Source organism: Methylocystis sp. (assembly GCF_046349115.1).
Lineage (GTDB): Bacteria > Pseudomonadota > Alphaproteobacteria > Rhizobiales > Beijerinckiaceae > Methylocystis.
Map to the genome: position 1 here is coordinate 956,765 of NZ_JAXMCX010000001.1, position 22,768 is coordinate 979,532.

Annotated in this window: 26 protein-coding genes and 1 tRNA gene; 14 read left to right on the forward strand and 13 right to left on the reverse strand. The window is 62.9% G+C overall.

What is annotated here, in order from left to right; all coding sequences use genetic code 11:
* Nucleotides 1-15 precede the first annotated feature (15 nt).
* From U1E20_RS04520 to U1E20_RS04535, 4 genes are all read left to right on the forward strand, one after another.
* A complete protein-coding gene (locus U1E20_RS04520; protein ID WP_409979387.1) occupies nt 16-720 on the forward strand; it encodes a protein-L-isoaspartate O-methyltransferase family protein in 705 nt (234 codons plus the stop codon).
* Nucleotides 721-821: 101 nt separating this feature from the next.
* Entirely contained in the window at nt 822-2,291 is a 1,470-nt protein-coding gene (locus U1E20_RS04525) for a TolC family outer membrane protein (RefSeq protein ID WP_409979388.1), read from the forward strand.
* A 207-nt stretch (nt 2,292-2,498) separates the two neighbouring features.
* Nucleotides 2,499-3,110 (forward strand): PopZ family protein, encoded by a 612-nt coding sequence (locus U1E20_RS04530; protein ID WP_409979389.1) that lies wholly within the window; start codon nt 2,499-2,501, stop codon nt 3,108-3,110.
* 35 nt (nt 3,111-3,145) lie between these two features.
* Complete coding sequence (locus tag U1E20_RS04535; RefSeq protein ID WP_409979390.1) at nt 3,146-3,475, forward strand: FtsB family cell division protein; 330 nt, start codon at nt 3,146-3,148, stop codon at nt 3,473-3,475.
* Here the strand turns inward: U1E20_RS04535 and U1E20_RS04540 are convergent.
* The 6 genes from U1E20_RS04540 to U1E20_RS04565 form a co-directional block, all read right to left on the reverse strand.
* Nucleotides 3,472-4,362, reverse strand: a complete 891-nt coding sequence (locus U1E20_RS04540; RefSeq protein WP_409979638.1) for an MBL fold metallo-hydrolase — start codon at nt 4,360-4,362, stop codon at nt 3,472-3,474. The two genes, U1E20_RS04535 and U1E20_RS04540, sit on opposite strands and share 4 nt — an antisense overlap.
* A 106-nt stretch (nt 4,363-4,468) precedes the next feature.
* Nucleotides 4,469-4,951: an SH3 domain-containing protein gene (locus U1E20_RS04545; protein ID WP_409979391.1), complete on the reverse strand. Its 483-nt coding sequence runs from the start codon at nt 4,949-4,951 to the stop codon at nt 4,469-4,471.
* Nucleotides 4,952-5,288: 337 nt separating this feature from the next.
* Nucleotides 5,289-5,489: a hypothetical protein gene (locus U1E20_RS04550; RefSeq protein ID WP_409979392.1), complete on the reverse strand. Its 201-nt coding sequence runs from the start codon at nt 5,487-5,489 to the stop codon at nt 5,289-5,291.
* A 196-nt stretch (nt 5,490-5,685) separates the two neighbouring features.
* Complete coding sequence (locus U1E20_RS04555; protein ID WP_409979393.1) at nt 5,686-6,120, reverse strand: universal stress protein; 435 nt, start codon at nt 6,118-6,120, stop codon at nt 5,686-5,688.
* 68 nt (nt 6,121-6,188) lie between these two features.
* Complete coding sequence (locus U1E20_RS04560) at nt 6,189-7,562, reverse strand: sulfotransferase family protein (RefSeq protein ID WP_409979394.1); 1,374 nt, start codon at nt 7,560-7,562, stop codon at nt 6,189-6,191.
* Between the two features lie 414 nt (nt 7,563-7,976).
* Nucleotides 7,977-8,052, reverse strand: a tRNA-Ala gene (locus tag U1E20_RS04565).
* Nucleotides 8,053-8,201: 149 nt separating this feature from the next.
* Between U1E20_RS04565 and U1E20_RS04570 the strand changes: the two genes are divergently transcribed.
* The 5 genes from U1E20_RS04570 to U1E20_RS04590 all read left to right on the forward strand — a co-directional run bounded on the left by U1E20_RS04570 (nt 8,202) and on the right by U1E20_RS04590 (nt 10,839).
* Nucleotides 8,202-8,498 carry a YggT family protein gene (locus tag U1E20_RS04570; protein WP_409979395.1) on the forward strand — a complete coding sequence of 99 codons (297 nt, stop codon included), beginning with the start codon at nt 8,202-8,204 and terminating at the stop codon, nt 8,496-8,498.
* Nucleotides 8,485-8,820, forward strand: a complete 336-nt coding sequence (locus tag U1E20_RS04575; RefSeq protein WP_409979396.1) for a DUF167 family protein — start codon at nt 8,485-8,487, stop codon at nt 8,818-8,820. The genes U1E20_RS04570 and U1E20_RS04575 overlap by 14 nt, the downstream gene beginning before the upstream one ends.
* A 3-nt stretch (nt 8,821-8,823) precedes the next feature.
* A complete protein-coding gene (locus U1E20_RS04580; protein WP_409979397.1) occupies nt 8,824-9,882 on the forward strand; it encodes a MaoC family dehydratase in 1,059 nt (352 codons plus the stop codon).
* 48 nt (nt 9,883-9,930) lie between these two features.
* Nucleotides 9,931-10,347 carry a PRC-barrel domain-containing protein gene (locus tag U1E20_RS04585; protein ID WP_409979398.1) on the forward strand — a complete coding sequence of 139 codons (417 nt, stop codon included), beginning with the start codon at nt 9,931-9,933 and terminating at the stop codon, nt 10,345-10,347.
* A 72-nt stretch (nt 10,348-10,419) separates the two neighbouring features.
* Complete coding sequence (locus tag U1E20_RS04590) at nt 10,420-10,839, forward strand: PRC-barrel domain-containing protein (RefSeq protein WP_409979399.1); 420 nt, start codon at nt 10,420-10,422, stop codon at nt 10,837-10,839.
* Nucleotides 10,840-10,877: 38 nt separating this feature from the next.
* Here the strand turns inward: U1E20_RS04590 and U1E20_RS04595 are convergent, their stop codons facing one another.
* From U1E20_RS04595 to U1E20_RS04605, 3 genes are all read right to left on the reverse strand, one after another.
* The gene (locus U1E20_RS04595; protein WP_409979400.1) at nt 10,878-12,383 is read right to left on the reverse strand and encodes a replicative DNA helicase; all 1,506 of its coding nucleotides are present in this window, start codon (nt 12,381-12,383) and stop codon (nt 10,878-10,880) included.
* 282 nt (nt 12,384-12,665) lie between these two features.
* Entirely contained in the window at nt 12,666-13,229 is a 564-nt protein-coding gene (gene rplI / locus U1E20_RS04600) for a 50S ribosomal protein L9 (protein ID WP_409979401.1), read from the reverse strand.
* A gap of 52 nt (nt 13,230-13,281) precedes the next feature.
* The gene (locus tag U1E20_RS04605) at nt 13,282-14,268 is read right to left on the reverse strand and encodes a DUF2232 domain-containing protein (protein ID WP_409979402.1); all 987 of its coding nucleotides are present in this window, start codon (nt 14,266-14,268) and stop codon (nt 13,282-13,284) included.
* 185 nt (nt 14,269-14,453) lie between these two features.
* Here U1E20_RS04605 and U1E20_RS04610 point away from each other — a divergent pair, with 185 nt between their 5' ends.
* The 3 genes from U1E20_RS04610 to U1E20_RS04620 all read left to right on the forward strand — a co-directional run bounded on the left by U1E20_RS04610 (nt 14,454) and on the right by U1E20_RS04620 (nt 16,015).
* Nucleotides 14,454-15,020, forward strand: a complete 567-nt coding sequence (locus U1E20_RS04610) for a Uma2 family endonuclease (RefSeq protein WP_409979403.1) — start codon at nt 14,454-14,456, stop codon at nt 15,018-15,020.
* A 217-nt stretch (nt 15,021-15,237) separates the two neighbouring features.
* Nucleotides 15,238-15,642, forward strand: coding sequence for a hypothetical protein (locus tag U1E20_RS04615; protein ID WP_409979404.1), 405 nt, complete (start codon nt 15,238-15,240; stop codon nt 15,640-15,642).
* 124 nt (nt 15,643-15,766) lie between these two features.
* A complete protein-coding gene (locus U1E20_RS04620; RefSeq protein WP_409979639.1) occupies nt 15,767-16,015 on the forward strand; it encodes an HNH endonuclease in 249 nt (82 codons plus the stop codon).
* Nucleotides 16,016-16,024: 9 nt separating this feature from the next.
* Here the strand turns inward: U1E20_RS04620 and U1E20_RS04625 are convergent, their stop codons facing one another.
* Both U1E20_RS04625 and U1E20_RS04630 read right to left on the reverse strand, forming a co-directional pair.
* Nucleotides 16,025-18,583: an ABC transporter permease gene (locus U1E20_RS04625; RefSeq protein WP_409979405.1), complete on the reverse strand. Its 2,559-nt coding sequence runs from the start codon at nt 18,581-18,583 to the stop codon at nt 16,025-16,027.
* Nucleotides 18,580-19,269, reverse strand: coding sequence for an ABC transporter ATP-binding protein (locus tag U1E20_RS04630; protein ID WP_409979406.1), 690 nt, complete (start codon nt 19,267-19,269; stop codon nt 18,580-18,582). The genes U1E20_RS04625 and U1E20_RS04630 overlap by 4 nt, the downstream gene beginning before the upstream one ends.
* An 11-nt stretch (nt 19,270-19,280) precedes the next feature.
* On the opposite strand from U1E20_RS04630, the gene U1E20_RS04635 reads away from it, so the two are divergent.
* Both U1E20_RS04635 and thpR read left to right on the forward strand, forming a co-directional pair.
* Entirely contained in the window at nt 19,281-19,988 is a 708-nt protein-coding gene (locus U1E20_RS04635) for an arylesterase (protein WP_409979407.1), read from the forward strand.
* Between the two features lie 31 nt (nt 19,989-20,019).
* Nucleotides 20,020-20,589 (forward strand): RNA 2',3'-cyclic phosphodiesterase, encoded by a 570-nt coding sequence (gene thpR, locus U1E20_RS04640; protein ID WP_409979408.1) that lies wholly within the window; start codon nt 20,020-20,022, stop codon nt 20,587-20,589.
* Between the two features lie 15 nt (nt 20,590-20,604).
* Here the strand turns inward: thpR and U1E20_RS04645 are convergent, their stop codons facing one another.
* Complete coding sequence (locus tag U1E20_RS04645) at nt 20,605-21,849, reverse strand: class I SAM-dependent methyltransferase (protein ID WP_409979409.1); 1,245 nt, start codon at nt 21,847-21,849, stop codon at nt 20,605-20,607.
* Nucleotides 21,850-21,925: 76 nt separating this feature from the next.
* Nucleotides 21,926-22,726, reverse strand: a complete 801-nt coding sequence (locus U1E20_RS04650; RefSeq protein WP_409979410.1) for a lysophospholipid acyltransferase family protein — start codon at nt 22,724-22,726, stop codon at nt 21,926-21,928.
* Nucleotides 22,727-22,768 lie beyond the last annotated feature (42 nt).

Genomic DNA, 22,768 nt, shown 5'->3' on the forward strand with positions numbered 1-22,768 from the left:
GCGGCCGGACATCGAATGTTGGACTTGGTGGCGCGAGTGGCGAAGACTGGCGAGGGGACGGCGACGCTCCGGCGCACAATGGTTGAGCGCCAGCTCCGTCCCTTCGACGTGACAGACGTCCCCTTGCTGCAACGATTCCTGGACATTCCGCGCGAAGTTTTCCTTTCCGACGCGCTCGCGCCGCTCGCCTATTCGGATCTCGCGATCGCCGCGAGGTCCGCCGGCGGCCGCAAGCGCCACCTGCTGCCGCCGCTCGTGCTGGCGCGCATGCTTCAGGCCGCGGAGATCAAGGCGACCGACAAGGCGCTCGTTATCGGCGGCGCCGGCTATTCCGCGGCGTTGCTCGCCGGACTTGCCGAGAAGGTCGTCGCGCTCGAATGCGATCCCGATCTGTTGGCGCGCGCCAAGTCAGGAATCGACGCGCTCGGGTGCGAAAACGTGCAGTTGGAGCTGGGGCCGCTGGAGGCGGGCTGCCGCGCCTCCGCGCCCTATGACGTCATCATCGTCGAGGGCCATGCCGAGGCGGGCCTCGACGCCTTGTTCGAGCAGCTGACGCCCGATGGGCGGCTTCTGGCCATCGTCAGGCCGGAGCCGCGTGGCGGCCAGCAAGCGGTGCGTTTCGAGCGACAAGCGGGTCGCGCCGCCGGAGAGCGGCCTCTGTTCTCGGCCAATGCGCCGGTTCTCGATGGTTTCGCCAAAGCGCCGGGATTCAGTCTTTAGCGCCGCCAATTCGCCTAAATTTTAACTAGCGTTGTATTCGGCGTTCATCGTTGCGACTCATCCAGCCGCAGAGCGGCCGCGCGAGGATAGGTTCGAGAACCATGGCGACTGACGGGCATGGCTTCGCAGGGCGGCGATCAGCCGCGCTCCTGCCTTGTTCATCCGCCATGTTGGCGCTTGCGTTCCTGTGCGCCGCGCCCGAGCCGGCGTCGGCCGAAAGCCTGATGTCGGCTTTGGCCCGCGCATATTACGGCAATCCTGACCTCAACCAGAGCCGCGCCAATGTGCGGGTGCGGGACGAGGATGCGCCGAAAGCCAAGTCGGGCTTGCGGCCGAAGGCGAGCATCACGGCTCAATACGGCGCGCAATACGCTGCGGTTAGAATTCCCTTTGGCGTCCTCGCCAATCAGCAGTCCGGCACGCAGTCGGGCGCCAGCGGAGATATCCAGGGTACCTATGTCGGTTATCCGCGCGGCGCGACGTTGAACGTCTCGCAGACATTGTTCGATGGCTTCCGCACAGAAAATTCGGTGCGTCAGGCGGAATCCGGCGTGCTCGCGGCGCGCTCGACGATGCGGCTGACTGAGCAGGCGACGCTTCAGAATGGCGCGACCGCCTATATGAACGTGCTGCGCGACACGGCGGTCCTGTCCCTGCGCAAGAACAACATTACGGTGCTTGAGGAACAGCTCAAGCAGACGCGCGACCGTTTTCAGGTCGGCGAAGTGACGCGAACCGACGTCGCCCAGGCGGAAGCCTCGGTCGCTTTAGCCCAATCGGAATTTTACGCCGCGCAGGCGCAGCTCAAGAACAGCATGGCGAATTATCGCCAGATTATCGGCGCCGAGCCAAAACGTTTGCAGCCCGGCCGCAGTCTGGAGCCTTTGCTGCCGAAGTCGCTGGAGGCGGCGATCGCCATCGCCCTGGTGGAACATCCTGGCGTGACGGCGGCGCTGCATCAGGTCGACGCCGCCGAACTCGCGGTCAAGGTCGCGGAAGCCGCCTTAATGCCCAATCTCTCGGTCAATACACAGGTTTCGAATCAATTTGATTCATTTCTGGGCCTCCCGGGCTCCAGGCAGTTTACCGCCTCAGCGACGGGCCAGTTGAACGTTCCCCTCTACCAGGGCGGAGCGGAATACGCATCGATCCGTCAGGCGAAGGAGCAACTCGGGCAGGCGCGGCTCAACGCGGACGTTCAGCGCGACAGCGTGCGCGCCAGCGTCGTATCTAGCTACGGATTGCTCGACACCGCGAAGGCGTCGATCATCTCTGGCCAGGCGGCGGTCAAGGCCGCCGAGACCGCGCTCGCCGGCGTGCGCGAGGAGGCCAAGGTCGGTCAGCGTACGACGCTCGACGTATTGAATGCGCAGCAGTCGCTTTTGAACGCCAGGGTCAATCTCATCATCTCGCAGCGCGATCGCGTCGTCGCCTCTTACGCCGCACTGGGTTCGATCGGGCGCTTGTCGGCGCAAGAACTCGACCTCGCCGTCGCCCTCTATGATCCGAACGTTCATCTCGATCAGGTGCACGAGAAGTGGTTTGGTATCGATACGCCCGACGGCCGATAAGAATTTTGCGAATGCGGATGACATCTTAGCGCGAAGCGTGTCGAATTCATTCAGGTCGAGTCGATTCGCCGTATGGCGCAGTCTGAGATCCGGTCCCCTCTCATGCGCGGCGCTTTCCGCGCAAAGCGGCAGAATTCCATGAGCGCAGCGCAGGCCTCCGCGACATCGCACACGCTTCCGGATGACGCTGGCGCAAATGAGCCGTCGATGGAGGAGATTCTTGCCTCCATCCGTCGAATCATCGCCGACGATGAGAGCATGCCGGGCGTGCTCCGCGACGTCCGTCGCCGCGCGCGCGTTGATATTGACGCGGCGTCCACGGCGCGCGGCGCCTATCCGGCGCCGGCGCTCGAGCGCGGTCAGGATGAGCCGCCGCTGTCGATCGCCGACGGCGCGCGCGACCAAAAAGGCGACGCAGCCGCGCTGCGGCCGCTGGTTGGCGCCGACGACGCCGGACAGGCGCGCGAAGAGGCTTCTTCGAACATCGGAACGCCGTCGAAAGCCGAAAGTGCAACCCAAATGGACAATCTCGACCCAGACATCGTCGGCTTGGCGTCTGGGCAGGACGCGCCGCTACTGTCGGCCGAAGCGGCCGCGACGGTCGCGTCGCAGTTTCAGACCCTAGCCGCGGGCGTGGCGTTCAGCGAAAGCGACATTCTCGACCGATGCGCGCAAGATTTGCTGCGGCCGATGGTGGAGAACTGGCTCAACGACAATCTGCCGTCGCTCGTGGAGCGGCTCGTGCGCGGCGAAATTGAACGCATCACGCGGGCGGGAAGTCGCATTCCGGCCTCGGCCGGGAAATCCATTCAGCCTTAACGGCGCATAAACGCGTGGCGGCTAGGGTGGCGGTCATGCATCGTCTTCGAGTTCTCGTTCGCGCGCTCGTTCTTCCGCTCAGCCTCTACACGGTGGCGGGCGTCATGGCCGCGTATTTCGTCTGGCATGGCGTCCATGGCCAGCGTGGGTTGAAGACCGGCGAGGAATATGAGCAGAAGCTCGAACAGCTGCGTCTGGAGCGCAATATCCTCAAGCTTCAACGCATGCTTTGGGAAAGCCGTCTCGCGCTCATCAAAGGCCAGACGGTCGACGCCGACATTTTGGATGAAGAGGCCCGCAAGCGGCTGGGGCGCGCCCACAAGAACGACGTCGTGATATTGCTCCCCGCTTCGGGCCAGCCCTAAACTGAACGACGCCAGTAACGCGCCTCGAGGACCGGCTGTCCCGCGCAATCGACAAGGCCGCGGGCGATCAAATCTTCAAGATGCGCCAGCGCGGTCATCGCCGCGGCCGGATGGAGGCGTTTGTCGACGCCCTCGTAAATATGCGCGACGATCTCGGCGATCGTCTCGTCTCCTGCCTCTAGACGTCGGAGAATCGCGGCTTCGCGCGCACGGCGATGGTGAATCAACGCGCGCAGAAAGCGCGGAGGATCGCGCACCGGCCCGCCATGCGCGGGCCAATAGATAAGGTCGTCTCGCTTGAGCAGCCGCTCGACCGAAGTGAGATAGTCGCGCATCGAGCCGTCCGGCGGCGCGATCACGGTCGTCGCCCAGGCCATGACATGGTCGCCGGTAAAGAGCGCGCCCTCCTTGGCGAGCGCGAAGCAGAGATGGTTCGCCGTGTGGCCTGGAGTCGCCACAGCCAGAAGCGATATGTCGCCGATCGCCAGTTCGGCGCCGTCATCCAGCACGATATCCGGCGCGTAGGCGAGATCATGGGCGGCGTCGAGATTGGGGCCGCCGACGCTTGATGAATCGCAAGGCGCGTAGGGAGCGCATCCGGCGATCGTGGCGCCCGTCGCTTCCTTCAAGACTCTCGCCGCCGGCGAATGGTCGCGATGCGTATGGGTGACCAGAACGTAGCGCAGTCTCTCGCCGCTAATCGTGGCAAGCAGCGCTTCGATATGACGCGGATCGTCAGGACCGGGATCGATGATCGCCACATCACCAGATCCGACGATATAGCTGCACGTTCCCGTATAGGTGAAGGGGCCGGGATTCGGCGCGAGCGCACGCCGGGTCAGCGGCGCGATCCGCTCGGCGGCGGCTCGGGAAGTTTCGGTTCGAATGAGGGGCCCTCGCTGCGGCCATAGATCCGCAAGCCATCATAGGGCGCGAGGAAAGGTTAGGATAGGGCGGCGCGGCGATGGCGAGGCCCATCGCCGCGGCTCAAAATCACATTGGGAAAAGCGCGTTCTGGCGCTGCAACTCAGACTGGATGGCGTAGCCGGTTTTGCCGCCGTAGGTGACCTTGCACCAGACGGCCTCGCCCCAGCCGTAAACGCATGCGCCCTGGTTGACCGTTTGATTTTCGGGAATCTTTCCAATAATTTTGAAATTGACGCCAGGGCCCTTGTAGATCGCGACGTCATTATTGGTGACGACCGGCGCGACGAGGACGTTGTTTCCCTGCGTGCCGAGCACGCCGGCGGCGACGAAGCCGTGGACGGCGCCCGCCTGAATCTCGCACCAGTCGCGCTTCCAGCCGGCGCCGCAGTCGATCACCGTCACATCGGTTCCGGCCGGCAGGCTGGCGACGACGCGCCACTTCGGGCCGGGGCCGGACCTGACATTGGCGGGACTGGTCACCGGGTCGGCGAACGCGGCGCTCCCGAATAGAACGGCGGCCGCTGCAGCGAAGCCAAGAACTTTATTCATTTTTTTCCTCCCAGTTGAAACTTGGCCTTATCAGCGCGAGGCTTTGGCTTTGAGGAGTAACGAAATTCGAACCAAACGGTTCCGCCCAAGGACAAAAGCCTTGCGGGATTCTGATATTCCCACGCGCCGATCTAACCAAGCCGGAGCCGGAAGCGCTAGACGCAATTCGATTTAAGGTTATCTGCTGGGCTGTGGAGAATTGCCGCGGCTTCCGCAAAAAAAGCGGCTTCGCCCTCAACGAAGGCTAAGCCGCCCAGTTTTTCACGCGCGAAACTCAAAAACACGCACGCTTCGAGCTGGACCCCACTTCTGCATGTGGCCCGGCGCGAACTCCTGATCAGTCGAACACAGCGCCCAGCGCGACGCCGAGCAGACCAACGACGACCGCCGCCGGCAGCACGGCGTAACCGCCGAGCAGCAACGCGCCGATTACGCCGCCGATCGCCGCCGCGACGACTCCGCCAACGATCTTGCCGGTGTAGCTCTCAGCCTTTTCCGTCGCCGAACCGCCGGCGTTCTGCATCGCCTCTTTCGACATGGAATCCTCCCGCGACATCGAATGACCGCCGCATCAATGGGTCGGTACCAAAGTCATGTGAGGGCGTGATGAGAGTTTCGTGAAGGCGCCGTCATCGCGCCGCCATCATAGGTTCATCATGGCGCGACGAGCGAAGCGTCGCCGTCGCCGCGAGCGAGCGGCGAAAACAAAATCCGTCGACGCGAATTCAAAAGCGCTAGAGCGCCATGCCGCGCACCACCAGCACCGAACATTGTGCGTGATTGACGATCGTCGTTGCGTTGGAGCCGATGAGAAACCGATCCATGCCGGGCCGATGCGAGCATAAGACGATGAGATCGGCGCCCCATTCCTCAGCTTCGGCCAGAATCCTCTGGTAGACCGGTCCAAACAGCACCACGGTGGACACGCGTTCCGGCGCGCAGTCGATCTTGGCGGCGACCGCCGCGATCTCCTTTTCGAGTCCTTGACGCACCTGCAGGTCGAAATTTTCGGGCACGTAGTCGAGAAAGGCGATCGGCAGGAGCGACTGCACGTTGACGAGCCGCAGTTCGCTGTCGAAGGGTTTCGCCAATGCTTGCGCGACGCCGACCGCGCGGTCGGTCATCGCGGATTCAGTGATGTCGATCGGCAGGAGAATTTTGCGATACATCAGCGTGCTCCGGGGAGATGCTCTCACCGGATATGGCGCAGGATCGCCGCGAAGCAATCGATAGGCGTTCAGCCCTTTTCCGATGCAGCGACGGCGGGCTGGTCGCCGGTCGCCGCGTCATCCGGAATGCGCTGCGCGGCCACCGCGGCCGCCAGCCGGGCGACCTCCGCGCAAACCGCCGCCAGCCGTCCCGAGAGCGCGGTCCGCTCGGCGATCGCCAAGTCTCGCTCGGCGGCGCGCGCATCAGCCTGAAATTGTTGTTCAGCGGCGTCCGTCGCTAGCCGGTCGCGCTCTGCGCAAACCGCTTTCAGCTGTTCCGCGAGCGCGTCGCGCTCGGCGACAGCAAAGTCTCGCTCGGCGCACAGCGTGTCCGCTCGATTACGCTCGCTGGCGGCTTGTTGACTGAACTTGTCCGCTTCCGTACGCGCTTCAACTGCGTATGCCAAAATTCGCGCGACATTCTCTTCGATGTCGACGAACAACCGGCCGAATAGTTTGGAGGCCCTGCCAAATTCCGCTCTTACATCGTCAAGCGTTTGTCGCTCGTTAGGCGACGTCGGGTCCTTTGCCAGCGCGGTCATCGCGCAATAAGTGGCCTGCACCCAATCATTTATCTCGGGATGAACGAGCGTCGCCTCTGCCTCCGCAACCTCGTGCCGCAACTCCGATGAAATGAACTGTTCAATTTCCGCAATGGATGACTCGCAAAGGTTTGGCCAGATCAGACCGGTCTGTTCGGCCGCCCGAGCCATTGTCGCTTGCCAGTCCGTCAGAAAATCAGGCCATTGAAAAATTGCCCTGGGCAAGTGGCGGCTCGCTGCTTCAGCATCGAGAATATGACGTAGCCACAACAGCAATCCCTTGCTGATAAAAAACCCATTTCTTGTTCTTAGTGAACGCGCGACCTCGAGCGGCGATCGCACCGGCAGGAGCACTCGCACAGCATAACCGGCCCGATCGAATATGCGCATCCAAAACGGCAACATTCGTGAAATGCGCGGGTCCTTGACCGCAATGAAACTGCCGTCGTCATATTCTTGCGTAAGCGTCGCAACGCCCTTCGCTTCCCACTCGCCTGCCTCGGCGCTGGCCGCCCACTCCTCGTTGAATGAGCGCCAGTCGTCCCAGACGGACCCCGCCGAGGCCAAAATCTCGTCGTTTAGGCGCATAAGCGCAACTGACTCGAAATAGCCCCTTACGTTAATCGAATCGGGTCCCATGAGCGATTTGGGCGCTTTTGCCCCCAGCCCAACGAGCGCGCCGGCCACGGATGAAGTTCCGCTCGAATGCATGCCAAGCACGAGAGCGGCGGTTTTCGTAGAAGACGGAATTAATGTTGCTTGGCGGCCGGCGAGCGAACCCGCGACCTCCTGCGGGGGAGTTGAATCCGCACGCGGAGCTTCCGCATCGGCGAGCGAGGCTGGCTCTGTCGTTGTCGTCAAGAGCCGTCCGCCGCTATCGAAGCCGACATCTCGCGCCGCGACTTGCTATGATGCGAAGCGGGGGAACAACGCCGAGTGGACGCGCCCTCCGGTCCGATCATCCCGAGGACGGGGCGCTCGCATGAGCCGATATGAAACTCTTCAAGTTTCGAAGCCAATTTTAGTCCAATCGATAAAATTCTAAAGGCAGTTTAAATCTTATCCGCGCCGTTGCAAGGACGGACGACAATCTCGTTCAGCGAGCGACATGTCTCGCCGACGCTTTAGATGGCGTTGCGCCGCCGCACATGGAGCCGCCGCGCTTGGAAATATCACGAAAGGGCCGAAGCCGATGCGCGATCCGAGCGAAGCTTGCCGGGATCGATAATCGCGGGTGCGCCAAGAACGCGGGCGTCCTCCGAAGGCGTCCGATTTTGGTGGAGCTGGGGGGATTCGAACCCCCGACCTCTGCAGTGCGATTGCAGCGCTCTCCCATCTGAGCTACAGCCCCGCTCCGGCGCGTGGGGTACACGGGGGGCGATATCCTGTCAATCGAATGCTGTGCGCCGAAGCGCGCCGGACCTGGACGCCGTTCAGGATTGCCGCGGCCGGGCAGGGAGGTTAGACAGTCGGCGGTCTCTTTCCCGCTGGAAACCGGTCATGTCCTACGCTGTGGTCAAGCTCCTTCTGACGATCATCGATATTTACTGGTGGATTCTGCTCGCCACGGTGGTCGTGTCCTGGCTCATTGCCTTCGATGTCATCAACATGCGCTCGAACGCCGCCTATTCGATCTGGAAATGGCTGAACGCCGTCACCGAGCCGCTGCTCGGACCGATCCGGTCGGTGCTGCCGAGCGTCGGCGGGCTGGACATTTCGCCGCTGATTCTGCTGCTGCTCATGCAATTCCTGCGCGATCTGATCGCGGGCGCCGCCGGCGGCCTTGCATACGGCTAAGCAGCGGGACGCCTGGGCGGCGGAGCCTGACGGCGTCGCGCTTTACGTGCGGCTCACGCCAAAGGGCGGACACGACGCCATCGACGGCGTCGAGACTCTGGCCGATGGCCGCAGCGTGTTGAAGGCGCGGGTGCGCGCCGCGCCGGAAAACGGTCGGGCGAATGACGCGCTGATCGCACTGATCGCGTCGGCGTTGCGAGTCCCCAAAAGCGCGGTCGCGATCCGCGCCGGCGCGACCAGCCGGGTCAAGACAGTTTTCATCGCGGGTCCGCCCGCGCTCTATCTCGACGCGCTGGCGAGGCTGGCGCCAACACATGGTTAGGACATGATGAAGTCGAAGATCAACGTCGGCAATTTCTTCGAAGACTTCAAGATCGGGCAGGTCATTCGCCACGCCGCGCCGCGCACGGTCACGGTCGGCGAGGTCGCGCTTTATACCGCGCTCTATTTGCCGCGCTTCGCCGTCCAGTCGTCGACGGCCTTCGCGCAGGCGATCGGCTATGAAGGCGCGCCGATCGACGATCTTCTGGTCTTTCATCTTGTGCTCGGCAAGACAGTGCCGGACGTGTCTCTCAACGCCATCGCCAATCTCGGCTATGCGGACTTCAAATTTCTCACGCCCGTCTATCCTGGCGATACGTTGTCGGCGACTTCCGAAGTCATCGGCTTGAAGGAAAACTCCAACAAGGAAACCGGCGTCGTCTATGTGCGCACGACGGGCGCCAACCAGCGCGGCGAGACCGTGCTGAGCTATGCGCGATGGGTGATGGTCAAGAAGCGCGACAAGGACGCGCCGGTCGGGCCGGATGTCGTTCCCGATCTGCCGAAGTCCGTCGATCCGTCGGCGCTCGGCAAGGCGGCGCCGCCGATCGACGTCGGCGCCTATGACATGGCGCTCGCCGGCTCGCCCTATGTGTGGGGCGATTATGAAAAGGGCGAGAAGATCGACCATATCGATGGCATGACGGTCGAGGAGGCTGAGCACCAGCTCGCGACCAGGCTCTATCAGAACAACTCAAAGGTTCATTTCAATCAGTATTACGAGGCGCAGGGCCGGTTCGGCAAACGCATCATCTACGGCGGCCATGTCATATCGCTCGCCCGGGCCCTGTCGTTCAACGGGTTGGAGAATGTCTTCCATATCTCGGCTGTGAACGGCGGGCGCCACGTCAATCCGCTGTTCGCCGGAGGGACGGTCTTCGCCTGGTCGGAAGTGCTGGATAAGGCGGAGATTCCCGGGCGCAAGGATATTGGCGCGCTGCGGCTGCGGCTCGTTGCGACCAAGGACAGGCCCTGCGCGGACTTCCCGCTCCAGGGCGCCGACGGCAAGCCCGACCCGGCGGTGCTGCTCGATCTTGATTATTGGGGCGTGCTGCCGCGCTGAATCAGCTATGATGCGCGGTCCTATCAGCGATCTGGGGGGATTAGTCGAATGAACAAGACTCTGCTCGTTGCGTTTTCCTTAGGCGTGGCCATGGCGGTCGCCCAGCCGGTTGTCGCCCAGACGCCTGCGCCGGAAATTAAGCTCTCCGTGCCCATGGAAGCATTGCCGCGCTATGGTTCGCTCGTATCCGCCTGGTACAAGAAGCCGGTCTACGACACCAATGAAAAGAAAGTCGGCATAATCACCGACATGCTGTTTTCCGGCGGCGAGGTCAACGCGGTCATGCTCGACGTCGGCGGCTTTCTCGGCATCGGCGCGAAGCATGTCGCCATTCCGGCGAATGACATCACGGTCACCGAAAAGAACAACAAGACCTGGCTCACCATCAACACGACGAAGGACATCGTGAAGAAGGCGACCGGTTACAAATATGACGCGAAGGAACACGCCTGGAAGAAAATCTAGGCGGCGCCCGCGCGCGAGCTTCGCTCACGCCCAACCCGCGCCTCGTCAGACCTTTCGCGAGAGGATTTTTTCATGTTGAAACGAACCATCATCGCAGCCTCGCTCGCTCTTGTCGCTTTCACGCCTTTGCCGGCTGGCGCGGAACCGGCCGAATCCGAAACCATGGTCATCGTGCCGCTCGAGCGGCTTCCGGTCTATGGTTCGGTCGTCTCTGCCTGGTACAAGCAGCCGGTTTACGATCCCAATGAAAAGAAGCTCGGCACGATCGCCGACATGCTGTTTTCCGCCGACGGCTCGATCAATGCGGTGATGCTGAACGTCGGCGGCTTTCTGGGAATCGGCGTGAAGCACATCGCCATTCCGGTATCCGCGATCACCATCACCCAGAAGAACAACAAGACTTGGCTGACGATGAACACGACCAAGGAACTGCTCAAGAAGGCCGTCGCATACAAATTCGACAAGGCCACGGGACTTTGGGATCCGATCTGAATCGCCGCCGCCCGAAACGCGCGCATTTCGCGTCTGCCTCACATCCGCGCCGGCAGTTTGTCCTCATCGGCGAGGTTTGAGAAGCGCGTCACCTCCGCCTCGAAGGCGAGTTGCACCGTTCCGGTCGGACCGTGACGCTGCTTGCCGATGATCGCTTCGGCGCGGCCATGGGCGCGCTCCATTTCCGCCATCCATTGGATATGTTCTTCGGTGCCTTCGCGCGGCTCGCGGTTGCGCAGATAATATTCCTCGCGAAACACGAACATCACGACATCGGCGTCCTGCTCGATCGAGCCTGACTCGCGCAGATCGGAAAGTTGCGGACGCTTGTCGTCGCGGCTCTCGACCTGGCGGGAGAGCTGCGACAGCGCGATGATCGGAACGTTCAATTCCTTGGCGAGCGCCTTGAGGCCGGTGGTGATTTCTGTGAGTTCCTGCACGCGATTGTCGTTGCGAGTGCGCGAGCCGGCCAACAATTGCAGATAGTCGACGACCAGAAGGTCGAGGCCTTTTTGGCGTTTCAGGCGCCGCGCCCGCGCGGTGAGTTGCGCGATCGAAATGCCGCCGCTCTGATCGATGTAGAAGGGAATGCTCTGCATGTGCCGGGCGGCGTCGGCGATGCGGCGAAAATCGTCTTCGTTGATGTCGCCGCGCCGGATTTTATAGCTCGCGACGCCGGACTGTTCGGCGATGACGCGGGTCGCTAATTGCTCCGCGGACATTTCCAAGGAGAAAAAGCCGACGATGCCGCCATTGACGGTCTTTTGCGCTCCGTCCGGTTCGGTTTCGGCACGATAGGCGCTCGCGACATTGAAGGCGATATTGGTGGCGAGCGCCGTCTTGCCCATGCCGGGACGTCCGGCGACGATGATAAGGTCGGATTTCTGCAGGCCGCCCATCTTGTCGTCGAGATCGAGCAGTCCGGTGGCGACGCCCGAGAGATGGCCGTCGCGCATATAGGCGCTGCTCGCCATGTCGAGCGCGGTGGTGAGCGCATCGGCGAAGCGTTGAAATCCGCCGTCATAGCGGCCGGTCTCGGCGATCGAATAGAGCTGGCGCTCGGCTTCTTCGATCTGCGCGCGCGGCGGCGAGTCGATCGGCGAATCATAGGCGGTGTTGACGATGTCCTGGCCGATGACGATGAGCTCCCGGCGCACCGCGAGATCATGCACGGTGCGCCCATAGTCTTCGGCGTTTATGATCGTCGTCGCCTCGGCGGCGAGCCGCGCCAGATAGGCCTGGATCGTCACGCCGGCCGGAAGCTCTATGTCGGCGAGAAACGTCTTCAGCGTCACCACGGTCGCGAGCTTGCCGGCGCGAATAAGCTGCGCCGCGACCTCAAAGATGCGGCGATGCAGCTCTTCCGAGAAATGCTCGGGCTTCAAAAAGTCCGACACGCGGTCGAACGCGTCATTATTGACGAGAATGGCGCCGAGCAGCGCCTGCTCGGCTTCGATATTGTGGGGCGGGGCGCGATAGGCGGGCGCTTCTGGCTGCGCGATCTGAATCGCGCGCCGGCCCGCCAATTGTTCGATCGGCGGCATGGAACTTTTGACTGTGCGAGTGTGCGCCTCTCAACTCCGAACGCGACGCGCGAGTCGTCGAGGCGTGATCAACGATACATTAAAACGCGTCCGCCGCCAGCGGGTTTTGGAGGCGCCGCGGGTCGACGCCGGGTTGCGAGTCCTTTGCACATTCGTCCACATCGCAAAAAAAGAATCTTGGCTTGTCGCCCGCGTCGCTCTTGCATCGCTCGAATCGATCCGCAAACAAAAACGGCGGCCGAGACGGCCGCCGTTTGAATTCTCGAAAAGCGTGAGATCTTCTTACAGTTCGACGTCGCCGGCTTCGGCAAGCGCCGCGCCGACTTCGAGGCCGAGATCGTCCATCGACGTCTCTTCCTTGAGCGTGACGCTCTCGCCGCGCGCCTGACGTTCGGCTTCTTCCTCCGAGCGGGCGATGTTCATCGTGATGCTCACATCGACTTCCGGATGCAGATGCACCGGGATCGAATGCAGGCCGAGCGTCTTGATCGGGTGAATCAGGACGATCTGATTGCGATTGACCGAGAAACCGCCGGCGGTGGCCGCCTCGGCGATATCGCGCGCCGATACCGAGCCGTAGAGCTGGCCGCTCTCGCCCGCCTGCCGAATGATGATGAAGCTCTGGCCGTTCAGCTTCTCGGCGACGGCCTCGGCCTCCTTCTTCGCTTCGAGATTGCGCGCCTCGATCTGAGCCCGCTGCGTCTCGAAATGCTTCTTGTTGTTTTCCGTCGCCCGCAGCGCCTTGCCGCGCGCCAGCAGGAAATTGCGGGCGTAGCCGTCGCGCACCTTCACGGTGTCGCCCATCTGGCCGAGCTTGGCCACGCGTTCAAGCAAAATGACGTCCATCTGTCCTATTTCTCCAGGATTGCGGGCTATGTCGAGAAAAACCGGGCGAAAGTCAATCCGGTTTTTGCATCGCGGCGGGGCCGGCGTCGGCCCTCCGGGCCCGATAGTTGAAGATGAGGTCGGCTAATCCGAGCGCGGCGAAAATCAGGATCGGCCAGCCGAGGAACCCCAGTGTGAAATAGATGATCGCGAGGACAAGGGCGCTCGAGCGCGAACCGCGCAGGAAAATATGGGCGACGGCCAGTCCCTGGAAGGCGAGAAGCAGTCCTGCGGTGGTCGCGAGCACCATTCCGACCGGTCCGGCGACGCCTTCGAAAAAGGTGAGCGCGATCCCGCCCAGGAAGAGGCCCCCGATCGCCTTCGGAACCCGGAATTCCTTGGCGATGTCCGGCCAGGGACGGCCAAGCAGCTTGGAGGCTTCAGCGATCCTCGCGGCAAGCCACAGATTGACGACGTGGATCAGGAGGCCATAGCTGGCGAGAAAGGCCGGAATGGCGCGCGCCACCGAGGCGGAAAGCGTCGTCGGGTCGATCTTGTCGCCAAGGTCGCGCTCCTTGACCATGAGGTCGAGCAGGATGAAGACGCGCGCCCGGATCGGGTTGAGCGCCTCGTCGAGCGAGCCGAAGATGACGCTCGCGACAATCAGCCAGAATATGACCGCCGTCGCCAGAAAGATCGCCGGTGCGAGCGCCGCCCAGCCCGGCAGATTGCTCGTCAGCAAATCCCTGCCGCCGCGCGGCGCGCCTGACGCCGCATAGACCGCGGACCAGGCCGGCGCCGCGACGAGAAGGGCATAGGCCATGCCGATCACCGGGTTGGGCCATAAGGACAGGATCACCGAGGCGAGGATCGCCGAGGTCGCGCCATGGATGAGACCGAAGGCGAAGGCGACGATCATGATCGGCAGCGGCGCGAGATGCGCCAGAAGCAGCCCGCCGAGGCCGCCACGGATGACGACGGCGAAAATCACGGCCGCCGCGACGCCGCCGAGTATCGACACGGCGAAATTCGGCCAGGAAAGGACGCTCTTGTCGGTCACGGGCGATCGGGCTTTCGGGTTGACGTGGCCGGGCGCGGACAGGGCAGGCGCGCTAGAAGCGCCGAGAGGCGGAGCCGTCCGGGCGCGCTTGCTTTTAGGCCGTGAGGGCGGGAAGGGCAAGCCTTGGAAGGCGTTGCGTTCTCGCCCAAGGCCTTGCGTGATATGATGCCGCCAAGGAGCCGACCATGCCCTCCGCCTTGACCAAAGCCGCCGAAGGCTACCCCCGCCGCGCCTTTACGGTCGATGAGATCATCGCCATGCAGGACGCCGGGATCATCTCGGAAGAAGAAAATTTCGAATTGATCGAGGGGGATATTGTCCCGATGGGGCCGAAATATTCCGCGCATGAGCGCGTCAAGTCGAAAATCGCGATGGCGCTCGTTCGCGCATGTCCGTCCGATCTGATCGTTGGGTTTGAGACTTCAATCTTCCTCTCGCCGAACACCTTCGTCGAGCCCGATATTTCGCTCTATGCCGAGCGCCTTCGCTCGCAAGAAGTGCGCGGGCCGGATGTGCAGTTGGCGATCGAGGTCGCGGCGTCGAGCCTCGCCTATGATCTCGATCTCAAGGCCAAGCTCTATGCGCTGCACGGCGTGCAGGAATATTGGGTCGTCGACGCCAATGAACGGATCGCCTTCATCCACCACGGACCAAGCGAGACCGGCTGGGCGAGCGTGACGCGCAGAGGACCGGACGAACCGCTGAGCTGCGCGGCGGTTCCCGAATTCAAATTTAGGCTCGCGGACGCGTGACGTATTTCTCTGACTTTTTTTGGCTCTCCCAGGCTCCATGAATGCGAATTTCAGACTTGAACGCGCCCGTAACTGCTTGCAAGGCCGACTGGCTGCCGGGAACAACGTGGCTTGGGTTCACACCGAGAGCGGACAATCAGGAAGCTCGCAATAAGTGCCAGAGCACAATTCGACGCCAGCTTAGAAACGGATATGTAATCGAATACGTCAAGAATCTATGCCTTCACCGAATGTTGGTTTTGAAAATCACCAAGAGTATCTGAGGGAACGTTCCGAACACAAAGAGCTGGCAGGCCGCTTTACCGCCGTTCATAAGATCCGAACAACATCGCGACCTTTAGAGAAAATCATTGGTGCAAAAGAGTTTGGAACCCTCCAAGATAGGTGGGCAAAAACGGGCGCGCGACACAGGTGGTCGGTGGCGTTCCCGATCGTGGACAGCTTCAGGATTATAGAAAGACCGAAGGCAAAGGGATTACTTGGGGAAGAGGCTTACTCAAGACTCATTCGTCAGTCCAGTACTTTACTGCCGCTGGAGGAATCTGATCGGCAGGCAATAGCTAATCTGGAGATTGAGCGAATTCCCGCGACAAATGCGCTGATTGCAGTCGAGGATATTTGAGGCAGCTGAACGAAGCCCAATCTATCGGCGTATCTCGCGTTTGATCAACATCGACATACCTGAGCGGGCAGCTGAGGGGATGACGGGAGAGCGTTTGTTAAAAATTCGAATCAGGGCTGCTTGGATGGCTGAGCATTTTATTCGCGAAAGGGCTCGCTCGAATTTACTTGTTTGCGATAACTGTGGTTTCGACCCGGCGAAAAGGCCAGACTTGGCATTCTTGAAACTGCGGTCACTATTTGACGTGCATCATAAGGACCCTCTTGCGGAGGGGTTTCGGTATACGACGACGGCGGACTATTTGCTCTTATGCCCAACGTGTCATCGTATTGAACACACACAACTGCGAATGAAAGAGGAAATCACCAGTTAATTGGTTTCTTCACAACTCCCGCAGTTCCGGTCCCGGCCTTCGCGACAGCACGCGCCAGGTTCCGGCGAGTCCGAGCGTAATGGTGACGATGATCGTTGCGAGCGTGATCAGCGCCGCCGTCGCGGGCGGAAAGACGAAGTCGATCTTCATCAACATCGTTGTCATCGCATAGGCGGCGCCGGCGCCGGCGGCGAGCGCGATCAGCGAGGCGGCGAGACCGACGAGGCCGAACTCCAGCGCATAGGCGCTCGCGAGCCAAGGGCGGGTCGCGCCGAGCGTTTTCAGCACCACCGCATCATGCAGCCGCGCCCGCTGGCCGCTCGCCAGCGCGCTGGCCAGCGCCAGCACCGCCGTGACGATGGCGAGTCCCGCCGCGGCGCGGGCGGCGAGCGCCAATTGGCCGGCGATTTTGTCGATCGCCGCCAGCGCGTCCTTCACCCGCACCGAGACGACGTTCGGGAAGCGCTTCGCCGTTTCTCGGATGAGCCTCGTATCCTTGGCGTCGCGCGCCGCGACCGTCGGCGCGCCGTAAGCGACGGTGAAAAGCTCGGTGTAGGGGGCGCCGACGAAGGCGTTCGGCGAAAACACCATGACGAAATTGATCGCGTAGCTGCGCCAGTCGACCTTGCGCAGACTGGCGATTTTCGCCGTGATCTCGCGGCCGAGCACATTGACGCGAATGGAGTCGCCGATCGTAAGGCCCATGCCTTCGGCGATTTTCTGCTCCAGCGAGACGAGCGGCGGACCGGCGTAGTTCGCCGGCCACCATTCGCCTTCCGCCAAGGTGGAGTTCGCGGGAAGGGCGGAGGAGAAGGTCACGCCGCGGTCGCCTTCGAGCGCCCATTTGGCGTCGTCGGCGACGGCGATTCTGTCCACCGGCGTATCTTTCACGGCGATAATGCGGCCACGCATCATCGGCACGTGCTCGATGCGGGCGCCGGGCGCTTCAGCCGAAACGAAATCGGCGAAGGCCTGGGTCTGGGCCTTGGGAATGTCGATGAAGAAGAAATTGGGAATTTCCCCGGCGTCGGCCCGCGCCAGCTCATTGTGGATGGCGCCTTCGACGAGCGCGAGCGCGATGAGCAAGGTCTGCGTCAGGCCGATCGAAATCATCAGCGCCGGCGTCAGGCTCTTCGGCCGCCAGATATTGGCGAGCGCGAACCGCAACCGCGCGTCGCGCAGGCGGGGCAGGGCGCGCGCCAGCCGCATCGCGGCCCAGGCGGCGCCGCGCAGCAAAGCGAAGGCGGCAAAGGCGGCGCCGACATAGGCCGCCCCGAGTTTGATGTCGAAGGATGTCGCCATGACCAGCGCGGCGAGCGCGATCGCCGCCGCCCCGGCGCCGGCGCGATAGCGCGTCAGAGTCGCGCCCCTGGAATCGTCGCGCAGCAGCGCCGCGACAGGAGTCGCATGGGCGCGCCCGAGCGGAATGAGCGCGAAAATGAGAACGACGAGAAAGCCGTAGAGCGCGCCGACAATGGCGCCGCGCGCGTCGAGGGCGGCGGATATCGGCAGATCGGCGAGGTCGCGCAGCGCCTGCGCCCCCGCCATGGGAATGAGCGCGCCGACCACAAGCCCGATCACAATGGCGAACGACGCCGCCGCCAGAACCTCGGCGAGGGCGATCCCGAAGACGCGCGTGCCTTGCGCGCCGAGCGCCTTCAGGATCGCGAATTGCGCGCGCTTGCGCTCGACGAAGCCCTGAACTGCATTGGCGACGCCCGCGCCGCCGGCGACGAGCGCGGTGAGCGCGACGAGGGTCAGCAATTGCGCGAAACGATCAAGATTGCGCGAGAACTGCGGGGAGACCGCGTCGCGCCGGCGTTTTTCCCATCCCGCCAGCGGAAAGGCGCGTTCGGCGTCTTCGGCGAAGGCCTTCACCTCGGCGTCGCTCGCCTCGCCTTTGAGCGCGACTCGGACGACATTTCGGAAAATCGAGCCCGGCGAGGCCAATTGCGCGCCGGCGAGCGCGGCGCGGGTCATCATCGCGCGCGGGCCAAAGCCGATTCCGCCCGCGAGCTTGTCGGGTTCGCTGCGCAGCATCGCCCGCAGCATGAAGCGCGAAACGCCGATCGTCACAATGTCGCCGAGCCTGGCGTCGAGGCGGGCGAGCAGCATCGGGTCGACCGCGAGACCGGGAACGCCGTCCCGCGTCGCCAGCGCCTCCGCCAACGGCATGTCGGGTTCGAGCGCCACCGCCCCGAAGGCGGGATAGGTAGCGGGATCGACGGCCTTGATTTCGACCAGCGCCGCGTCGCCGTCGTCGCGCCGCGCCATCGCCCGCATCAGGGAAATTTCGGACAGCTTTCCGCGGGCCGCGAAAAACTCCCGCTGCTCGGGCGAAAACTCCCGAGAAACCAGGCTGAAGGAGGCGTCGCCGCCCAAAATCGTTCGGCCCTCGCGGGCGAGCCCCTCCGCCAGCGAACGCGAGAGGCCGGAGACGCCCGAGATCGCCGCGACGCCGATGACGATGCAGGCGATGAACACGCCAAAGCCGCGCGGATCGCCCAAGAGGTCGCGCAGGGCGAAGCGCAGCGCGAAGGGCAGGGCGGCGAAGCGCAGCGCCCTCATGACGCCGCCGGCTCGCGCGCCTCGATCCGGCCCGAGCGCAGCCGCACCCGCCGGCTGCAGCGCGCCGCGAGCGCCGGGTCATGGGTGACGAGCACCAGCGTCGTTTCGCGGCGCCTTTGCTGCGCAAAAATAAGATCGATCACCGCCGCGCCGGTTTCGGAATCGAGGTTGCCGGTGGGTTCGTCCGCCGCGAGGATGAGAGGGTCGGGGGCAAGCGCCCGAGCGAGCGCCACCCGTTGCTGCTCGCCGCCCGATAGCTGCGCCGGATAATGGGACAGGCGCTCGGCGAGTCCCACGGCCGAAAGCTCGGCGGCGGCGCGCTCGAAAGCGTCCGATTTTCCGGCCAGTTCCAGCGGAACGGCGACATTCTCCAGCGCCGACATGGTTGGGATCAGCTGGAAAGACTGGAAGACGATTCCTATGTTTTCGCCACGGAAACGCGCCAGCGCGTCTTCCGAAAGCGCGCCGAGATCGCGCCCGTCGATCCTGACGCTGCCGGCGTCAGGCCGCTCCAGTCCGGCGAGGGTCATGAGCAACGTCGATTTGCCCGAGCCGGATGGACCCAAAAGAGCGACAGTCTCGCCCTGCGTCACGTTCAAGCTGATACTCTTGAGCACATGCACGCGGGCGGCGCCTTCGCCAAGCGTGAGATCGACGCCCTCGACTTCGATAATTTGTCGCCGCACGGAGCCTTGCCTTGATTGACGCGCCGCCTTCGACGCCCCTGGTCCAGTCGCCTTATGGCGTTTTCCGCCGTTCTCTCCAAGCGGCGCTTGCCGCCATTGCGCTGCTGACGATCGCGCTTTCGCCGGCGCGGGCGCAACCCGTCCGAATTCTGGCCTTCGGCGACAGTCTGACGGCCGGCGCAGGCATCGCCGCCGAGGATTCGCTGCCGGCGCAGCTCAAGCGGCGTCTGAGCGCAGATGGGTTCGACGTCGAAGTCGTGCAAGGCGGGGTTTCCGGCGACACGACGACGACCGGTCTCGCGCGCCTGGATTATACGCTGGACGCCGGTCCGTTCGACGTCGCCGTGGTCGAACTGGGCGCCAACGACATGCTGAACGGGCACGACCCGAAGACGACGCGCGCCAATCTCGATCAAATTCTTACCGTGTTGCAGCAAAAAGGCGTTCGTCCGATCCTGACGGCCATGGCGTCGAGCACGAATCACGGGCAAGCTTACAAGCGGGATTTCGATTCGATTTATCCGGAGCTTGCCGCCAAACATCAGGCGCCGCTCGTGCCTTTCATCCTGGAAGGCGTCTGGGGAACGCCTGCGCTGCTCATCTGGGACGGTGTTCATCCGAACGCGGCCGGCGTGACGAAAATCGTGAATAAGATTGCGCCCTATGTCGAAAAAACGCTCGTCTCCATGGGGGCGAGAAAGAATTCGCGCGCGCAATGAGGCGGCGCGATCCCGCTCGGGGGAGAAAGTCATGCCCAGACTGTTCACGGCCTTGGAGATTCCCCGAGAGATCGCGGAGAGCCTGGCGCGGCTGCGCGGCGGAATCCCCGGCGCCCGCTGGATCGACGTTGAGAATTATCATGTCACCTTGCGCTTCATCGGCGACGTGGATGACGCTTTCGCGCGCGACGCGGCGAATGCGCTCTCCTTCGTCCGACGCCCAGAAGTCACGGTGACCTTCGATCAGTTGGGCTCCTTCGGCGGCGACAAGCCCCGCGCCATCGTTGCGCGCGCAAGGCAGGAGGCTGCGCTCATCGAGATGCAGGCGGAGCAGGAGCGGTTGCTGCGCCGGCTTGGCGCGCCGCCCGAGCCGCGCAAATTCGTCCCGCATGTCACGCTGGCGCGGCTGCGCGGCGCCAGCGCCGTCGCCGTCGCCGCCTATCTCGGGACGCGCGGCTATTTCCCGCCGCTGCGCTTCACCGCCGAGCGCTTCGTGCTCTATTCGTCGCGCGATTCAGTCGGCGGCGGCCCCTATATCGTCGAGGCCGAATATCCGCTGAGCGCGGCGCCGCAGGCGCTGACGGGAACGGCCGGCGGTTAAGGCGCGGCGGACGCGTCACCGCAACGCGAGCTTGCGGCCCTCCTTGCGGCCGAACAGCTCATAATGGGCGAGAGGATTCATCCCTTTCTGCGCCACGTCGGGATTTTGTCGCAAATAGCCGTTGGTCGAGAAGAACGGACCCGGGTCGACGCCTTCGTTCGCCCCGTGGAGCAGATAATGCATCGCGGCGTCGCCCTTGAACCAGACGCGTTCGGCATAGAAGGCGGGATCGAAGAGGACGGAGCTTCTGAGGGCGAAAAAAGGTTTGACGAGTTTCAGTTCGCGCCGGCGCAGCAATAATTCGAAGGCTCTCGGCGCCGCTAGGACTTGGCTGACGCGCGAGCGCGCATAACGCTGCGACATGTTCTCGAAGATTTGAGCGATGCGCTCGGCCTCGAGGACATTCGCCTCATCGACGATGATTTGCTCAAGGATTTTCTGGCGTTCGGCGTAATGCGCGGCGGTCTCCTGCGCCAAGAAGGTTCGGTACGAGTCGAGGCGCAAATGCGCGTAAAATCCGCCCTGAACTCTATCGTCGATCACTTCCTCGACGACGAAAGGCGACAGGCCGAGAAAATACGCGTCAGTCAACAGAAGTCTGAAGCTGTTCGGTGTAAAGGTCGAGCAATGAACGTCGAAATAGGTTTCGTCTTTTTCCAATTTCCTTCTCGTCCAGTCGTCGAACGCTTCGCGCAACTTCCGTTCGGCGACGAAGCTGAAGGAGGCGGCGGACGCGTCGTCGCCGGCGCCGCGCGCGATCATGCTGACCTGTTCGAATATCTGAGCGTCTGTCGGACGCGTCCTTTCCTCGAAAAAAGCTTCGATCCAGGCGGCGAGACTCGTGCGCGGCCGATAGAAATCGAGGCATCCGCTTTTGTCGGGAACGACGATCGAGAGATAGCCGCCCTGTTTGAGCACGCGCCCGCAGGCCTGCAGGAATTTGATCGGATTGGGAGAATGCTCGAAATTATTGGCGGAGATGATGTAATCGAACGGCTCGGTCTCGCCGGCGTCGCGGCATAAGTCGTCGAGGCGCATCGCGTCGCCGACAAGATCGACGGATTCGACCTGGGCCGCCCGATCTGGCGTCAAAAAAGGATCGGCGGCGGCGCGACGCTTGAGAGTCTCCGTGTCGAACACATCGAGATAGAGGCAATTATAGCCGTCGCGCTTTGCGGCGAGGGGCGAGAAATAGGGGCCGAGCTCGATCCCCCGCGCGTCTTTCGCGGCGTGTTTGAGAATTTCTTCCCGGCGGCTCATCGTTTACTCAATCGCTTTGGCGGCGAAGATTTTCTGCGCGCGAAGACGCTGGCCCTGCGATGAGAAAGCGCGCCGGTCAAGTTTCCGGCGCTTCCTTCACCGTCCGCCCGGCCGCCGCCTTGGCGCGGCCCATTTCGACGACCGCCGCGAGCGACGGGTCTTTCGCCACCGCCTCCTCGATCAGCCGGTTTGACGTATCCTCGATCTCACTCGTTAGCCGATCGAAAAAATCGCGCGCCGCCATGCCCGGCGCGATCAGCGGCAGGAATTCGATCACCGCCGTTCCGGGCCGAACGATGAAAGACCGGCGCGGCCAAAACAGACCCGAATTCACCGCGACCGGCAGGACCGGCGTATCCGTCGCGGCGTAAAGCTGGGCGACGCCGAATCTGTATTGCGGCGGCGCGCCGGCCGGTCGGCGGGTGCCTTCGGGGAAGATGAAGAGCTGGCGCCCCTGCGCGAAGATTTTCTTCGATTTGGCGATGAGCTGCGGCAGCAGCTTGCCGCCCTTGGCGCGATCGATGGCGATCTGCTCGGCGGCGAGAAGATACCAGCCGAAGAAGGGCAGCCAGATCAGCTCATGTTTCAAGATGTAGCTGAAGTCGGGAAAGCGGATCGGCAGAACGAAGGTCTCCCAGATCGACTGATGCTTGCAGGCGACGATCACCGGCCCCTTCGGAATGTTTTCGAGCCCGCGCCAGTCGATCTTCAAGCCGCAGATTTTATCGAGCAGCCACAGCGTGGTGCGCCCCCAGGTGCGCCCGAGCTCCTGATTGATCTGCCGGCGCATCGGCATCGCCGGCAGCCAGATGATCATGATGGCGATGGTGTTCAGGAAGAACACGATCTGAAAAACGAGCGAGCGCAGGAAAAGCATGGCGAGGCCGGGGCGAGGAGAGGTCGCGGGCTTTTTAGGGCG

Excerpts from the sequence above, each read along its gene's own strand:
- U1E20_RS04520 (WP_409979387.1), top strand. The coding sequence starts at position 16 with ATGTTGGACTTGGTGGCGCGAGTGGCGAAGACTGGCGAGGGGACGGCG.
- U1E20_RS04525 (WP_409979388.1), top strand. The coding sequence starts at position 822 with ATGGCGACTGACGGGCATGGCTTCGCAGGGCGGCGATCAGCCGCGCTC.
- U1E20_RS04530 (WP_409979389.1), top strand. The coding sequence starts at position 2,499 with ATGGAGGAGATTCTTGCCTCCATCCGTCGAATCATCGCCGACGATGAG.
- U1E20_RS04535 (WP_409979390.1), top strand. The coding sequence starts at position 3,146 with ATGCATCGTCTTCGAGTTCTCGTTCGCGCGCTCGTTCTTCCGCTCAGC.
- U1E20_RS04545 (WP_409979391.1), bottom strand. The coding sequence starts at position 4,951 with ATGAATAAAGTTCTTGGCTTCGCTGCAGCGGCCGCCGTTCTATTCGGG.
- U1E20_RS04550 (WP_409979392.1), bottom strand. The coding sequence starts at position 5,489 with ATGTCGAAAGAGGCGATGCAGAACGCCGGCGGTTCGGCGACGGAAAAG.
- U1E20_RS04555 (WP_409979393.1), bottom strand. The coding sequence starts at position 6,120 with ATGTATCGCAAAATTCTCCTGCCGATCGACATCACTGAATCCGCGATG.
- U1E20_RS04570 (WP_409979395.1), top strand. The coding sequence starts at position 8,202 with ATGTCCTACGCTGTGGTCAAGCTCCTTCTGACGATCATCGATATTTAC.
- U1E20_RS04580 (WP_409979397.1), top strand. The coding sequence starts at position 8,824 with ATGATGAAGTCGAAGATCAACGTCGGCAATTTCTTCGAAGACTTCAAG.
- U1E20_RS04585 (WP_409979398.1), top strand. The coding sequence starts at position 9,931 with ATGAACAAGACTCTGCTCGTTGCGTTTTCCTTAGGCGTGGCCATGGCG.
- U1E20_RS04590 (WP_409979399.1), top strand. The coding sequence starts at position 10,420 with ATGTTGAAACGAACCATCATCGCAGCCTCGCTCGCTCTTGTCGCTTTC.
- U1E20_RS04595 (WP_409979400.1), bottom strand. The coding sequence starts at position 12,383 with ATGCCGCCGATCGAACAATTGGCGGGCCGGCGCGCGATTCAGATCGCG.
- rplI (WP_409979401.1), bottom strand. The coding sequence starts at position 13,229 with ATGGACGTCATTTTGCTTGAACGCGTGGCCAAGCTCGGCCAGATGGGC.
- U1E20_RS04610 (WP_409979403.1), top strand. The coding sequence starts at position 14,454 with ATGCCCTCCGCCTTGACCAAAGCCGCCGAAGGCTACCCCCGCCGCGCC.
- U1E20_RS04615 (WP_409979404.1), top strand. The coding sequence starts at position 15,238 with ATGCCTTCACCGAATGTTGGTTTTGAAAATCACCAAGAGTATCTGAGG.
- U1E20_RS04620 (WP_409979639.1), top strand. The coding sequence starts at position 15,767 with ATGGCTGAGCATTTTATTCGCGAAAGGGCTCGCTCGAATTTACTTGTT.
- U1E20_RS04625 (WP_409979405.1), bottom strand. The coding sequence starts at position 18,583 with ATGAGGGCGCTGCGCTTCGCCGCCCTGCCCTTCGCGCTGCGCTTCGCC.
- thpR (WP_409979408.1), top strand. The coding sequence starts at position 20,020 with ATGCCCAGACTGTTCACGGCCTTGGAGATTCCCCGAGAGATCGCGGAG.
- U1E20_RS04645 (WP_409979409.1), bottom strand. The coding sequence starts at position 21,849 with ATGAGCCGCCGGGAAGAAATTCTCAAACACGCCGCGAAAGACGCGCGG.
- U1E20_RS04650 (WP_409979410.1), bottom strand. The coding sequence starts at position 22,726 with ATGCTTTTCCTGCGCTCGCTCGTTTTTCAGATCGTGTTCTTCCTGAAC.